Source organism: Roseibium sp., assembly GCF_039982295.1.
Taxonomy (GTDB): domain Bacteria; phylum Pseudomonadota; class Alphaproteobacteria; order Rhizobiales; family Stappiaceae; genus Roseibium.
Genome location: NZ_JBDWYP010000053.1, coordinates 1 through 13,827, shown reverse-complemented (window position 1 = coordinate 13,827; position 13,827 = coordinate 1). Strand labels below are relative to the sequence as shown.

The window sequence follows — 13,827 nt, the reverse complement described above, 5'->3', positions numbered from 1 at the left end:
GGTAATGAATAGTCAAAGTCGATTCTTTGGGGGTTCTCTTGCTTGTGCCTGTGGTCAACAAGGCGGTTTTCTATCGCGCAGTCTCCAATCTCTTGAAGCAATTTGACGCGGCGGGGCTTCGCGTTCGAAGGGGGGAGAAGTTTGAAGAGCTTGAGGCGCTGGTTGAGCGTGATGGTCTGAAGCATCAGCTAACCGAGCATTTCAAAACCGCTCTTAATACTTTTACCCCTGCGACCGCTTTTTGGCTTGCGCTCGAAAATGATCATGGTTGTCTAGTTGCGATTATCGCCGCGCGCCTAGATGATTTAGGGCACATGTCCTTGAGGGGGTGGTGGGAGAAATACTGGCGCCGTTGTTACCCTGGGCTGAACGATGAACTGCTGGTGATGGCAGCGGATCAACCGACCTTCGCCGAGTGTATTTCTGGACGAATTGTTTATTTGGGCGAGCTTATTGTCGCCGAGCCGCTGCAGAGCGGAGGTATCGGTGGCGCTTTAACACAGCTTGCGCAGCTAGATGCGCTTCAGGAGTGGCGGCCTGACTATATTTACGGCTGGGTGCGTCCTGCTGCAGGCGCTGAGCGCGGACGGCGGGCATGTGGCTTTCGGAGGGAGTATCCGCAGCCTATACGGTGGGTTAACCCCCCTAAGACGATAGACGGCGATCTGTCAGTTGTGCTGAATTCGTATCATGAAACGTTGGACTTGATGGCCGACACGGCCAGGTAACGCGTCGCTCAATAGTATAGCAAATCAGGTAAGGAATTCCCATGCGGTTCTTAAACGGGATCAGTAAACGTTCGTAAATGAGCTCCGGGTGTCCCTTGCCGAGCAAAGTGCCTGTGCCAATAATGTCAAAATATGGTGAGCCTTCAGAAGCTGCGCGGTAGCCTTTGATGACAGCCTGTCTATATTCCCGTGCGAGTGCGTACTTCGCGTTCTGGTGATCTTGCTGAGAAGACGCAAAGTATCTCGCAAACAGAGTTTGATTGCCCCAGAATAGTATTTCTGGGCTGTCATCTGCCGTTCCGAAGTCCTGAAACGCAATAAAATTGGGAGACAGAACATTCAGTTCTCGCGAATTCAATAGATATCCTTGGTTTCGTCTAAATTCCTGCAAAAGGAACTGCGAGGCTGCGTCAGCGCCGCCACGCTCTACCTGTGCAAGGTTTAACTCCTCAACAAAATGAGTCTTCATTAAACTTGGCTCGCGCTAGGGCGATACCCGCATCGTAGCGCCCTGGTAAAGATTGCTTCTCGCGCCTCTTCATGCAGTTGCATTTGCTGTGTGCGGTCAAGTTTTGTTAGTCGATCATGGCCATAGAGTTTAATACACTCCCACTCTATGAATTCAATGCAGTCGTATCGGGCGGCGATTAGTAAAAGCCCTAGAAATTGCTCATCCTCCCAAGTCAGGTCAATGGTTTGACTAGATTGACCGTGAACATATTCCATTAAGCGCTCCGTTTATTAGTTTTATGCCGGTTTGTTTCTTTTTTCTAATCGCTCAAATGTGAAATACACACGATCTAGATACTGTTTATTTGAGAGGCGGCTATCAGATTTTGCCAATTGCTCGTCGACATAGCGAAAGGCGGTTTTGAGCAAGTCAGCTTCTGCGTCAGTCTGAGGCGGCGGCGTGAGGCGGCTATTGTCATTGGAGCGGGCCTCTTTGCTGGCTTGACCTATGCCGGGGATGAGAGGAAGCGGGGTGTCATAATAGGCCGCTGCGATCAGAAGCTCCTCAGCCGTGATTTTTCGCTTTCCTTGAATGATTTTACTCACCGCCGACGGGTCTAGGCCGAGCAAATTCGCAAGGGCGGCTTGCGAACTCTCATGTTCGTCGATGGCTTGTTTGAGCCATTTAGCGATCAGGTCTTGAGTATTTAATGTCATAGCGTGCGAAGTTTGCACGCTTGTGAAGTGACTGTCACGGGTCAATTTAGCAACATTTACAGATGGATCACACTTGCCAAATAAGCAAGATCGTGCGATTACGGCATGATTCATCGAATATCTCATTGTTGGTAGTAGCTGATGCACCTCGAACCGTCTGCAAGTCTATTGATCAAATTAGGTGGTGCTCCAAGGGTTGCGTGTTTTCTTGGCGTCGATGCGACCACTGTTCGCCGTTTTCGATACTCAAAGGAAAAGGGCGGGACTGGTGGACTGGTTCCTTTGCAATATCTCTTCGCCATTTGTCGCCTTTGCAGGAGAGAAGGTATCGATTTGCCGCTCGAGGAGATGGTGTTTTCTCCCGAGGAGCGTGCTGAACTAAGCGCACTTTCCCAGACCGCTGGTGTCGGGTCACCCCGCAATGCGCATGCAAATTGCGGGGTGGTTAAATGAGCCTCCCGAGACAGACTACAGATGAGCAGCGGCGGCTGCTGAAGTTGGCTACGCGCCGAGCAGTGAAGTTAGGTGGCGGTCAAGAGGCCGTGGCGGCGATCACACGTGTCACTCCCCAGACTATTAATGACTACACCAATAGCCAAAACCAGCGGCATAACGATACATTCGTGCCGCTTGACGTTTTGATGGACTTGATCCTGGACGCGGCAGACGAGGCGGGGCGAGTTTCCCCCATTCTTGAGGAAATCTGCAGGCAGTCAGGGGGATCTTTTGTCCCGCTTCCTAAGGCGCAACGCACATCGGCACCTTGGCATCAGGAATTGTCTTGTGCCGTCAAGGAGGGCGGCGAAGCGGCTGCAAAGATCTGCAGCGCTCTTGCCGACGACGGGCAGGTGTCCGCTGAAGAAATTCGCGACGGCGAACTATTGCGAGAGTTGCAAGAAGCGATTGATGCCTATGCAGTGATCTTTAACCATTGCAAACATGTGCTGGAGGGCGGGGAATGAGCCAAGTGATTTCTTGCGCAACACCACCTCTAGATAGCCTGCTAGCGGCGCTGCACTCTGCCTATCCAGATGGCCCGCCGTATGCCTCGATGAAAGATATTTTTGAGCCGGTTGGAAAGCGGCCTGAGCTGGTTTCACCGCAGTTGCATATTCTCAAGCTTTTGGTTTTTGGACGCGCCTGGGCGGATGGTCATGTGTTGGATGACGGCAAGGTCGATGCAAAGGAAGTCGCCCTATCTGCTTATGTCCGACCGGATCAGATCGAAACTTTGTTTGATCATCGCCCGCCCGGGGCTGACGGTATGCGCAAGCTGCTTGCCTATGTAGATGTGACCGCAGCCGATCTCGAGGCGCGGGCTTTCCGGTTGGCTCTTCAAGATGCGTCGGTTTCTCAGACCCAGCAGGCCGAGGCTGATCGCAAGGAAAAACTACAAGCAGACGTCAGCGATCAAGTGGAACGCTTGTGCTTAGCTACGGGAGGGGCGGCATGAAGCGTCTTGATCGTATCGCCCTTGGAAGGGCGCTGTTTCTTGCCCGGGAGGCCCTACGCCTCACAACGAGGGAGATCGCAGCCCGGACTGGTGTCTCTGCCGCGACAGTTAGCCGGGCAGAGAGGGCGCATCCGGATATCTATCAGAGCGCGGAAAGCGTGCTGCTGCTTTGCGACCACTTCGACGTCGATCCCTTTGCCTTCCTTGTGACGGTCGGTGGTGGTGAGTTTTCATCCGGCGATGTGTTTCACGAGAAAACACCCATGAAACAAGCGGGGAGGGGCGCATGAGCCGGGGCAACGGCCAGCGCGCCGTCATGGCTTCTCGGTTGGAAAATGCCCAATCTCCCGACTTCTTTCCAACACCGCCCTGGGCTACGCGAGCGCTGTGTCACGAACTTCTCGAGCTTGAGCCCTGTTCAGATTTAGCAGTCTGGGAACCCGCCTGCGGTGCGGGGCATATGGCCGTGCCGCTGGCAGATTATTTCACGGACGTCTTTGCATCCGATCTGTTCGACCGCGGGTTTTCCAATCATCACGGCCCGATGTGGGATTTTCTATCCCTGCTGCCCGATGATCAACATCCGAAAGGTGCCTTTGACTGGATCATCACCAATCCGCCTTATGGAGACTTGCCGCAAAGGTTTGTCGAGCGGGCATTCGCGCATCAGCCGCGACAAGGCATTGCCGTCTTTGTCCAGCTCCGCTGGCTGGAGACGCTCGACAGAACGCGGGAACTCTTCTTGCCGCGACCACCGGCAATGGTTGGTGTGTTTGCCGAGCGGGTGCCGCTGACCAGGGGCGTATGGGACCCGGATGCGGGCACCGCGACCGCCTATTGCTGGGTCATCTGGCGCACGGACAGGCCGAAAGGAGATCCCGTTTTGAAATGGATCCCACCCGGTGCGGCAACCCGTCATTCGCGTTTGAGCGATCTTTCCCTTGCTGATGTGAAAACGGCGACTGCTGATGCCGGGCCGTTGTTTGGGGAGGTTGTGGAGTGAGTAGGCTCGTCGAACAGTCGGTCATTGGCGGTAGATATGTCCCTTCGGTTTACTCGCGGAGACGTCACTATGAGCGGGGTGGTTCCCGCATTCGCTTAAATAGTTCCTCGCTTGAGCTCGGGTTACTCGCCGTCGTTGGCTGCGAAATCCGGGTCAAACGGTGTGTTGCAAAAGGGATGCCCGGCCATGAGGGCAGCGAGGTCGGTTTCAAGATCGCCCCAGTCCAGCAGCTCAAGAGCAGTTCGGAAGTAGGCTTCTTTTTCGGTGTAGGTTCCGGTGAAGTCGGGTGGGAGAACGATCGGCCATTGCTTCGGATAGAATGTGTACTTGTTGAGAGGTGCAACGGGCATTTTGGGCCGAACGACAGTGAGTTTTTTGGGCGGGTTATCTGGGTGAAAATAACACTCACTTATTTCCCAGTATTCTTGCAAATATATGAAAGCATTAGAGATGTTGCACTTACTGCCGATCATGCCACTTCCATATACGGATTTAATCTCACAATCGGTAAGATCGCAATTCGTGATTGTGAACTCGTTGCACCAAGAATAAGCAAATTTAGTATCTCTCAAGTTATAATTGGCCAATTCTACGAATTCAAAACTAGTGTCGCTCAAGTCATATTGGATCGGCGCTTTAAAAATGGGAGGTTGATTAAGCGTCGTGCGCAACCGAAAAAGTGCATTGAGCGCAAATACTACGTCACTGTTTGTTTGGTCGACAAGGCCACGGCTGTGCTTTTCTTGCAAAAAAACTTTGTTTATTCCTGTATCAAAGAATTCTCTATTATTTGCTTTGGTTCGTTCCCGCACGTAGTCCATGAAACAATAGGAAACCTGTTCGAACAGGATCTCGGGATCTTCGCTTGCCAAGGTTTCGAGTGTTCGCAATCCGGCCAATTTGCATTGTTGGTCCTTTTCAACACCAATCATGTCCAGCGCCTTCTGGAACCGCTCTATCTGCATCCCGTGGCGGGCGATCTTTGTCTGGGCATTTGCAATTACAGCTTGTTTGTTCGCTGTATCAGCCTGTTTGGTGGCGGCTTGAGTGCGCTTCATGGCGAACGTCAGCGTCACAATAGCGCCCACAAAGAACACGATTGCCTGGACTATTTGAAATGGGGTCTGCCCTCCTTCTGCTACTGGTGTTCCCCAGTAGGCTGCATCTGTTCCCAATACCAGCACGCAGCCAGCGGAAAGGCCCAAAAGTCCGCTGCTAATGCAGAGCATCAGTATGTGTATCCAGAGGCGGTCGTCCCATTTCATCAAGTTGTCCCTTATCAATCTCGCAACTTGATGAGATTCCCTAATCAGCGCAACATTCTTTGCGGAGTTCAAAGCTCTTCCGAACGAACATATCTCTCGACAGTTTGCTGTATTTCTGTACGCGAAATTCGCGCGCGTGCGCCTAAGGCAGGGGTCTGTAGAAAACAAAGCTGGTTTGCCGGAAATAGTCGTGTGCATCTTTCCTGGGGTGTGCCCCCCCTATGCATTGTGATTTCGAAAGCTCTCTGTTTTCGGTGTCAGTACGCGAGCAGAGAGGGCTATGAGATATCCGCTGATGCTACGGCAAGTGTGTCCAATAACACACCAAAATCCGCACGAAACTTAACCTCTCTTGAATACTTGCTGCGGCTTCAAATGCAAACCTTTGAGCCAAAATGGGAGGTCGGGGATCTGTCCCATGTGCCGCGGATAGGCGGGAATCTCGGCGCGAGCGCTTCAGTAACCCTGACCGAGTCGATGTCGGTCAAAGTGCACAACCTGCGAGATCGGATCTCTAGCGTTGGGAGGGCAGCGTAATGTCTGTTTGTCAAAGGTCCCGACAGGCTGTTACAGCCCGAACAGATACGCGGCAGCGCGCAAAGAGGTCAATCGGTCGGGGAGCTGGCATTGGCTCACTATTGAGCGCGCTCACCGAGAATGCGGTTCCAAAATCTAATCTTGTCTTCACCCGTTCTGCGCAATGCCAGTGCATTGGAAAATCCATATGGTGTTTTTTTTGGCGGATTGTCGACAAACGCCCAAATGCCGACCAAATATGCATTTTCAGAATGGAGCACATCTTCCAAAATAGCGCCACTTACATTGCAGGCTTGGAAATCGGTATTGGACAGATTCGCGGCCCAGAGATTAGCTCCCTGCAGACTGCTTCCAGACAAATTTGCTCGCGTGAGATTCGCACCCCAGAGGCTGGCGCGGTTCAAGTTGCTCTCAATAAGTATCGCATCGGTGAGGTTAGCACCGCGGAGGATCGCGCGGCACATATTTGTGTTTGCGAGGTTTGCGCCCGTCAAGTTGACGTCAAGAATGTTAGCTCGGCTCAAATTAGCGCCTCGGAGATTTGCCTTCCAGCCTATATTTTTTGCCTTCTCTGTAGCAAAATGGAGCTCTCCGCGCAAAAGGCTCGTGATTTTGAGTGCCTCGGCCAAATCCGCTGGGAATGGGCCATAGTCTTTGTCGGGTTCCCCAATATTGGCCAAATCTATGGAAGGCGGAATGGTGGGGCGGTTTTTGGATTTTTCTCTTACAAATGCGTAGAGAACATCAAGCACCGTGAACAATTCGTTCGGGGAATTGATAGCCAGGTCGCGAAGAACGAAAACACCGGAGATGCGTACCGAAAGATCTTTGCTTTCGAGCATCTGGGCGCCTTTTTGGAACCGGTCGATGATGAGGCCGTTTTCGGACAATCGGTGCTGTTGATAGGCGATGACCGAGCGCGAGATGGCCAATGGCAGGCCGATCAATCCGAGCAGAACCAGACCGATGTTTCTAAGGTCGGCAAAAAGATCCTTGTTCGGCGTTGTTTGCAACGTCTCGGTATAGGCGAGGGGGCCAAGCGTCCAGAGCTTCGAGACGAGTGCATAGCCATGTACCAGAAAAATTGCGAGGGGTGGACCGGCCAAGAACAGCGCCGTCACGCCAACTGCGACCCAAAGCAAGATCTTGCTGACCGGAGCTGCGATGAGTGCCTTTCGCGCCCATATGTAGAGGCTGTTCAGAAACAATTTCATGGCCCTGCTTTGACTTTTCAACGGCGGCACGGCGCACGGGGCCAGTCCTTCGGTGCGCGACTTGGCATTTACCGCTTCCAGCTTGGCAGTGAAGTCCGAATAGCGCTCCGTCAAGGTATTTGTGGCGGGCGTCTCAGGCTCCGGCAATTGCGGTCGGTCCATGCGGCAGGCTCTCAAAGGGCTTTATGCAACAGCGCCATAAAACCAGAGGTGGCATTCCTCCACAAGGGGAGGGCTGTGGCGTGAAGCGGATTCCCGAGGTGGAGTTGGAGCGGATCCGGGCTGCTGTCGATCTGCATAGGATTGTCGAGCGCCATGTGGATGGCTGGTCGCGGTCTAAGTCGAATTTTGCGCGTGGCGACTATTGGGCCTGTTGCCCGTTCCATGGCGAGACAACCCCGAGCTTTCATGTTGATGATGGCAAGGGGCGTTATAAGTGTTTTGGCTGCGGTGCCTCAGGTGATCATTTCAAGTTCCTGATGGAAAAGACAGGCTGCAGCTTTGTCGAAGCTGTTGAGCAGCTTGGCGGTCGGTCCGAGCCGGAGCCGATGACACCGGAACAGATCGCTGCCGACCAGGAGGCTCGCGCGCGCAAAAGAAACGAGCGTGAACGCAAGGCCGAGACCTTTCGGGCTGATGAAATCCGCAGGTCGGCCAAAATCATGGATGCGGGCGGACGCGTCGGAGGCACGGAAGGCGAGGCTTATCTGCGCGGCCGGGGGCTCTTGCCATGTCCGGTGCGCCTGCCTCTGCGGTTTTTGACGCATTACCAATACTGGCACCAACGCGATGTGCCTGGGCGCAAGAAGCCTGAACCTTATGTGCTGATGTCCGCACCGGCCATGCTGGCGCCGATCACCGGCCCGGAGGGCTTTCAGGGTGTGCATATTACCTGCATCGATCCTTTGTTTCCCGGCAGGAAGCTTGTCATCGAAGATCCTGAACATCCGGGCGAGGTTCTTCCGCCCAAGAAGATCCGGGGCAGCAAGCGCGGTGCGGCAATCAAGCTTTGGACGCCTGAGCTGTTCGATCGGCTGGTGATCGGCGAAGGCATCGAGACGGTGCTGTCTGTTCTCGTGGCCGAGCTTGAAACCGACCGCTTTTCGCGCACAGCCTATTGGGCCTCGATCGATCTGCAGCATATGGGCGGCAAGGCCGTCGAAAGCGTTGCGCATCCTACTGCGAAGGACAAGGCCGGCCGGCCGCGCCGGGTGCCTGGACCCGTGCCTGACATGGATGATCGTGACGCTCTTTTGATCCCGGATCACGTGAGTGAAGTTTTGCGTCTGGGTGATGGCGACAGTTGCCGCTTTACCGCCGACCAGGTCATGGCCCGGTCCAAGGCGAGATGGGCCCGGCCGGGGCTGAAGGACCGGACGGTCTTTGCGCCTGTCGATCAGGACTTCAACGATATTCTCATGGGGGTGTCATGAGCGACAAGCCGAATGAAGGCGATACGCCCCCCAGCGTGCATGACCGGCTCAAAGCCGAGTTGTCGGCCCGGAAAACGGGGGCCGTGGGAGATCAGGGCCAAAGGGGTAAAGCCAGTAAGGCGAACGACCCAAAAGCGAAGGTTCTCGCGATAATCGACGCCGCCACGCAGGCGCCCGAAGTTGACCACTCTGAGGACGGGTGCGCCGAGCACACCGGAGGATATGAGCGCGACGATGCTTCGGTCGATGACCTTGGCGGGACTGGCCCTTTGCCGCAGGATTGGGGTTATTCGCTCGAGACACTCAACAGCGAATGGTCTCTCGTTTTGATCGGCTCGAAGGCGGTCATGGTGCGTGAGCAGCCGTGGGCCAAGATCGAGGACCGGGTCCGCGTCGTGCAAATTGATGCATTCCGGCATCTCTTATCGAACACGAGGACGCAATACATGGGGTCGGACGGCAAGATCAAGACGGTCACCTGGGCCAAGCGATGGGAGGGGGAGCGGTGGCGCCGGCAATATGACGGCATCGAATTCCATCCTGATCCGCAAAAGGGCGAGGGCACAAAGGGGTATCTCAATCTGTGGCGCGGGTTTTCCTATCAGCCGGACCCGCAGGCCGGCTCATGGGCGATCTTTCGCGATCACATGCTGACCAATATTTGCAGCGGTGATGAGGCCCTTTTCAAGTGGGTGTTTGGCTGGTTCGCTCACATGTTCCAGCGACCGCGCGAGCGGCCGGGCACCGCAATTGTCGTGCGCGGCCTGATGGGCACGGGCAAGTCGATCATGGGCGAGGTGATGGGTGATCTGATCGCTGCCCATTATTTTCAGGTCGATGATCCACGGTATATCACCGGGCAGTTCAACGCGCATATGAGCGCTTGTCTTCTGCTTCAGGCAGAGGAGGCGGTCTGGGCCGGTGATAAGGTTGCCGAGGGACGGCTGAAAGGGCTCATCACCTCCAAGACGCAGATGATCGAAAGCAAGGGCGTCGATCCCTATCGCCTTGATAACTATGTCCGCGTGCTGATGACCTCCAACGAGGATTGGGTGGTTCCAGCCGGCAAGGATGAACGGCGCTATTGCGTGCTGGACGTTGCTGACACGGTCAAGGAAAACCACAGTTATTTCAGGGAAATGTTCGAAGAATTGGACAATGGCGGTCGCGCGGCCTTGCTTGACGCTTTGCTCACGTTCGACCTCAGTCAGGTCAATTTACGTCAGATCCCGCGTACGGGTGCGTTGTTGCAACAGAAGCTGAGGTCGCTGGATAGCGTCGACGCCTATGTCTACGAGCGCCTTTGTGAGGGGACGTTGCTGCGAGCGGATGCAACGTGGAGCCCTGACGCATTCGTCGTCCGGCAGATGCTCTATGACGAGTATCTGACCTGGGCCGACAAGGTCGGGATCAAGCGGCGGGCTGATCTCAATCAGTTTGGCAGGTCCATCAAGAAGCTCATACCCCATCTTCAGGACACGCGCCCACGCGATGGAGGCACGCGCAAACGCGCCTATGTGTTCCCGCCACTGCCCGATTGCCGGGCGAGCTTTGAGGCAGCTGTCGGTCAAGGCGTGGACTGGCCGCTGGATGACCCGGGCTGGGCGCAGCGTGATGAGGCGAATTCAAGCCATGGAGAGACAGGATGGTAGGGGGAAAGGCGCGTGTGGTGCGCTACGGTCCAGGCTTTGTGTGGACCACTCGCCCTTGAGTGGACCGAATTACCTCAATGATTTCAAAGGCTGGTCCATATGGTCCACGTGGTCCACACGAATTCGACCCTCGCGCGCGCATGAAGGGCGATCTACCCCTCCAGCCCTGTTCTCTCCGGAGCCAAAATTGCGTGGACCAACTGGACCATTGTTTCAAGTTATTGAAAAGGCGATGAAAAAGGCGGTCCATATAGTCTTTTTCTTGACTGGACCAGTGTGGACCAACTGGACCAGCGCTACTTTCACTCACACTCCACCAAAACCGGCAGGTGCGGCATGACGAAAAAGACGATGGATATCGAGGCGCTGCTCAAGTGGGCCTATTGCGAGGAACTGCCCAGAGCCGATGCGAATATGGGCGGCGGAGGGGGCATGGCCTCTGGATGGTCGTCAGTCGAAAGCTATGCTCAGCTGCTGACCGTCATCGATGACAATCGCTATGGTGTCTTGCCTGCTCTTTCCATCGACCCGGGCGAACCACATGCCGATGCCGTTGCAGTTCACATTGCGGTTTTGGAGTTGGATAAGCTGGATCTGGATCTCCCGGACGATTGGTCTCCAATGCCTGAGCTGAATGCTCTGGGTGCGCATGGCTTGATGGCGATCCGGTCCGCCTTGGACGGGTTGACCATCGTTGATGGGGATGGACACAGGCGGCTAAGGCGTAAGCCGTCCGACCTTGTGCGACGGCTGGCGATCATCGGTGTTGTGCCTGATGGCATGGGTGAGCCTCCAGCTCTCAAGATGCTGACCAATGCCGCGGGCCAACCGCGATGGTTTCGCCGTCATGTCGAGCAGGATGTCGATTGCTTTGGCGCGCCGGTGGAGCGGTCATTCGAAGTTGAGGACGGTTGGGACTTCTCCCGCAAACGGGCCAAACGCGGGGCCTATCCGAAGCAATACCTCGATCCGGATCCTGTTTCCGTTCTCTCAGAACGCGGCGAATACGACATTCTTCGCGCTTGTCTGATGGCGCTATGCGATGAATTGAACGGGAAAATGGTCGATCATACGGTCAGTCCCTGCAGCTGGGACGTCTCGCCATGGGAACAGGAGAACGCCCGCGCCACGCGGTCGGAGCGGCGTGTTCTAAGGGCCGGTTGAAAAAAGTCTTGACTGCAATCTTCGATTTGACATAGCGTCGCCATACACAAAAAGGTTCAAAGCTCCGCAGCGCTCGCTCCGGGGCTTTTTTATTGGGCGAAAGGACTGGCATGGGCGAACTTGGCATGCGCTGGTCCGACGTGTCCGGCCTGAAAATCATGGACCAGGCCATGCGCGACCTTGATCCACTCAAGGTGCGGCGGGCAGGGGCCATGGCGCTGAACCGGGCAGGGTCGCAGGGCGTTACGCAAACCCGCCGAGCCATGGCGCGGCAGACGGGACTTCCGCAAAAGCTCCTGAAGCGAGCAATGAAGCCAATCCGGGCGAGCGCTACCACGCTGGAATTCCTGATCCGCGCGAAAGGCGGCGATATCTCGCTGAAGTACTTTCAGGCGCGGGAGACACAGCGCGGGGTTTCGGCCAAACCATTCAACCATCGGCGGGTCTTTGCCGGATCGTTCATCAAGGGCGGCCGCTTTCCGGGCCGTGTCGACCTTCGCATGAATGGTCACGTCTTTAAGCGAACCGACGCGGACCGGATGTCGATCAAGAAGCAAAGGTCGGGTGTCATCATCCCATCCGAAATGGTCAGGGACGAAAGCGGCAAGGCATGGCGGCAGACCGTCGGTAAGGTGCTACCGGTGCGCATGCAGCACGAACTTAAACGCCTGACCGGGCGGGCCTTCAGCTGAGCTCGGATCTTTAGGGACCGTATAGAGCCTTAGCCCGCCTGCGGGCAGAAAGCTCCCGGGATTTCGCCAGTCTGAGCGGAATTTGAAAGCCTTAAAAGCTTAAAAGCCGACTTAAAAGGACACTTAAAACGGTGGATGCGGACCTTGCGGAAGAGACTGTTGTCTCAAAGAGCGAGTTTGCCCGCAGGATCAACGTGTCCGCTGCTCGGGTCTCGCAATACATCAGCGAGAACAAGATAAGCCCTGCAGCGATGGTCGGCACGGGTCGCGCCGCGAAGATCCGACTAGAGGTGGCCTGCCGGGATCTAAACCATGTTCTCGATATCAGCCAGCGGATAGGCAATGGCCTGGAGACCCAGTTGGATCTGCCGGCAAAACCATCTGCTGCGCAGGAAAGTCAGCCTGGACTGGCGCGGCATGCTCAGCAATCGGCATTGCCAGATGCGAATTCGCCAGAGGCGCAAATCAAACAGGAGCGGCTGCGGTCGCTCCAGTTCCAAAATCGGAAGGCTGCATCGGAAGAGGAAGCTGCCAAAGGGCGCTTCATGCTCACATCCGATGCACGCAATCAAATGACAACGATCACGGCTGGAATGTTGCAGGGCTTCGAAGGATCGTTGGCCGATTTCGCGGCGGCGCTATCTGCGAAGTTCAAGATACCGCACCGGGACGTTTTGCATTTGCTCAAGAGTGAGTTCCGGAAAGCCCGGTCTAAGCATGCTGAGCAGGCACGGAAGCGGGCAAGCGATCGTCCGGACACCGTTGAAACGATCATTGAGGTAGACGCCTAAACCATGTCGCACATGATGATTCAAACCGCCGATGCCGAACGTGTCGCGTTTGAAGTCATGGCTGAAGCCTGGTCACCACCGCCGCCGGTCGACTATTTGAGCTGGGCAGAAGGGAACATCTCGTTTTCGGAGCGGGAAAGTCCTTATCCCGGGCCCTATAACCGAGACTTGTTTCCGTACTTTGATGAGATCCTTCGGGCTCTTTCGCCAGAGGATCCCTGCCGTATCGTGACGCTCAAGAAGAGCGCGCAAATCGGCGGCACGGTGGTCGCGAATATCTTTACCGGCGGTTCTATCGATATGGATCCGGGTGACCTTCTGTATGTCCACCCGACTGAATCGAATGCGCAGCGCTGGTCCAAGATGAAACTTGCGCCGATGCTGAAAGGCACAACGACGCTCAATAGATTGTTCCCGCAAAAGGCGCGCGATGGTCACGACTCCCTTCTCTACAAAGAGCGGATAGATGATCGCGGTGCCATTCAGATCACGGGAGCAAATTCGCCGGCGTCTTTGTCTCAGGTCACTATGAAAAGGCAGGTCCAGGATGATCTGTCCAAATGGGAAAAAAACTCGGCGGGGGATCCTGAGGCGCAGGCAGACAGCCGAAGCCAGGCACATGAGTTTGCCAAGATCCTGAAAATCTCGACGCCGCTGATCATGCCGGGATGCAAGATCAGCAAGAACTTTGAGGAAGGCAGCCAGGAGTTCTTCTACCTGCCGTGTCC

The 13,827-nt window shown here is 55.3% G+C and carries 14 protein-coding genes; 11 read left to right on the top strand and 3 right to left on the bottom strand.

What is annotated here, in order from left to right; genetic code table 11:
• Positions 1–38: 38 nt before the first annotated feature.
• A complete protein-coding gene (locus tag ABJZ52_RS11065; RefSeq protein ID WP_348188972.1) occupies positions 39–728 on the top strand; it encodes a hypothetical protein in 690 nt (229 codons plus the stop codon).
• Positions 729–1,475: 747 nt separating this feature from the next.
• On the opposite strand, the gene ABJZ52_RS11060 is transcribed toward ABJZ52_RS11065, so the two are convergent.
• Positions 1,476–2,009: a helix-turn-helix transcriptional regulator gene (locus ABJZ52_RS11060; RefSeq protein ID WP_348188974.1), complete on the bottom strand. Its 534-nt coding sequence runs from the start codon at positions 2,007–2,009 to the stop codon at positions 1,476–1,478.
• A gap of 335 nt (positions 2,010–2,344) precedes the next feature.
• Between ABJZ52_RS11060 and ABJZ52_RS11055 the strand changes: the two genes are divergently transcribed.
• From ABJZ52_RS11055 to ABJZ52_RS11040, 4 genes are read left to right on the top strand one after another with little or no spacing between them, the layout of a single operon-like run.
• A complete protein-coding gene (locus ABJZ52_RS11055) occupies positions 2,345–2,857 on the top strand; it encodes a phage regulatory CII family protein (RefSeq protein WP_348188976.1) in 513 nt (170 codons plus the stop codon).
• Positions 2,854–3,348: a hypothetical protein gene (locus ABJZ52_RS11050; RefSeq protein ID WP_348188978.1), complete on the top strand. Its 495-nt coding sequence runs from the start codon at positions 2,854–2,856 to the stop codon at positions 3,346–3,348. The genes ABJZ52_RS11055 and ABJZ52_RS11050 overlap by 4 nt, the downstream gene beginning before the upstream one ends.
• Complete coding sequence (locus ABJZ52_RS11045; RefSeq protein ID WP_348188980.1) at positions 3,345–3,638, top strand: helix-turn-helix transcriptional regulator; 294 nt, start codon at positions 3,345–3,347, stop codon at positions 3,636–3,638. Before ABJZ52_RS11050 ends, ABJZ52_RS11045 begins: the two co-directional genes overlap by 4 nt.
• Complete coding sequence (locus ABJZ52_RS11040) at positions 3,635–4,351, top strand: SAM-dependent DNA methyltransferase (protein ID WP_348188982.1); 717 nt, start codon at positions 3,635–3,637, stop codon at positions 4,349–4,351. Before ABJZ52_RS11045 ends, ABJZ52_RS11040 begins: the two co-directional genes overlap by 4 nt.
• 122 nt (positions 4,352–4,473) lie before the next feature.
• Here ABJZ52_RS11040 and ABJZ52_RS11035 read toward each other — a convergent pair whose 3' ends face one another.
• Both ABJZ52_RS11035 and ABJZ52_RS11030 read right to left on the bottom strand, forming a co-directional pair.
• Entirely contained in the window at positions 4,474–5,616 is a 1,143-nt protein-coding gene (locus ABJZ52_RS11035; protein ID WP_348188984.1) for a hypothetical protein, read from the bottom strand.
• A 635-nt stretch (positions 5,617–6,251) separates the two neighbouring features.
• Positions 6,252–7,529 carry a pentapeptide repeat-containing protein gene (locus tag ABJZ52_RS11030; protein ID WP_348188985.1) on the bottom strand — a complete coding sequence of 426 codons (1,278 nt, stop codon included), beginning with the start codon at positions 7,527–7,529 and terminating at the stop codon, positions 6,252–6,254.
• Between the two features lie 80 nt (positions 7,530–7,609).
• Here ABJZ52_RS11030 and ABJZ52_RS11025 point away from each other — a divergent pair, with 80 nt between their 5' ends.
• The 6 genes from ABJZ52_RS11025 to ABJZ52_RS11000 form a co-directional block, all read left to right on the top strand.
• Positions 7,610–8,800: a CHC2 zinc finger domain-containing protein gene (locus ABJZ52_RS11025; RefSeq protein WP_348188987.1), complete on the top strand. Its 1,191-nt coding sequence runs from the start codon at positions 7,610–7,612 to the stop codon at positions 8,798–8,800.
• Positions 8,797–10,452 carry a primase-helicase family protein gene (locus tag ABJZ52_RS11020; protein ID WP_348188989.1) on the top strand — a complete coding sequence of 552 codons (1,656 nt, stop codon included), beginning with the start codon at positions 8,797–8,799 and terminating at the stop codon, positions 10,450–10,452. Before ABJZ52_RS11025 ends, ABJZ52_RS11020 begins: the two co-directional genes overlap by 4 nt.
• Before the next feature lie 336 nt (positions 10,453–10,788).
• Positions 10,789–11,616, top strand: coding sequence for a hypothetical protein (locus ABJZ52_RS11015; RefSeq protein WP_348188991.1), 828 nt, complete (start codon positions 10,789–10,791; stop codon positions 11,614–11,616).
• Between the two features lie 110 nt (positions 11,617–11,726).
• Positions 11,727–12,308, top strand: coding sequence for a phage tail protein (locus ABJZ52_RS11010; protein ID WP_348188993.1), 582 nt, complete (start codon positions 11,727–11,729; stop codon positions 12,306–12,308).
• A gap of 131 nt (positions 12,309–12,439) precedes the next feature.
• On the top strand, positions 12,440–13,099 hold the full coding sequence (locus ABJZ52_RS11005) for a hypothetical protein (protein WP_348188995.1): 660 nt from the start codon (positions 12,440–12,442) through the stop codon (positions 13,097–13,099).
• Positions 13,100–13,102: 3 nt separating this feature from the next.
• A partial coding sequence (locus ABJZ52_RS11000; protein ID WP_348487759.1) for a phage terminase large subunit family protein occupies positions 13,103–13,827 on the top strand: 725 nt, incomplete at its 3' end.

Bases quoted from the DNA above. Each gene is read 5' to 3' on its own strand.
- ABJZ52_RS11055 (WP_348188976.1), top strand. From the start codon at position 2,345: ATGAGCCTCCCGAGACAGACTACAGATGAGCAGCGGCGGCTGCTGAAG.
- ABJZ52_RS11035 (WP_348188984.1), bottom strand. From the start codon at position 5,616: ATGAAATGGGACGACCGCCTCTGGATACACATACTGATGCTCTGCATT.
- ABJZ52_RS11030 (WP_348188985.1), bottom strand. From the start codon at position 7,529: ATGGACCGACCGCAATTGCCGGAGCCTGAGACGCCCGCCACAAATACC.
- ABJZ52_RS11060 (WP_348188974.1), bottom strand. From the start codon at position 2,009: ATGAATCATGCCGTAATCGCACGATCTTGCTTATTTGGCAAGTGTGAT.
- ABJZ52_RS11015 (WP_348188991.1), top strand. From the start codon at position 10,789: ATGACGAAAAAGACGATGGATATCGAGGCGCTGCTCAAGTGGGCCTAT.
- ABJZ52_RS11010 (WP_348188993.1), top strand. From the start codon at position 11,727: ATGGGCGAACTTGGCATGCGCTGGTCCGACGTGTCCGGCCTGAAAATC.
- ABJZ52_RS11050 (WP_348188978.1), top strand. From the start codon at position 2,854: ATGAGCCAAGTGATTTCTTGCGCAACACCACCTCTAGATAGCCTGCTA.
- ABJZ52_RS11045 (WP_348188980.1), top strand. From the start codon at position 3,345: ATGAAGCGTCTTGATCGTATCGCCCTTGGAAGGGCGCTGTTTCTTGCC.
- ABJZ52_RS11040 (WP_348188982.1), top strand. From the start codon at position 3,635: ATGAGCCGGGGCAACGGCCAGCGCGCCGTCATGGCTTCTCGGTTGGAA.
- ABJZ52_RS11020 (WP_348188989.1), top strand. From the start codon at position 8,797: ATGAGCGACAAGCCGAATGAAGGCGATACGCCCCCCAGCGTGCATGAC.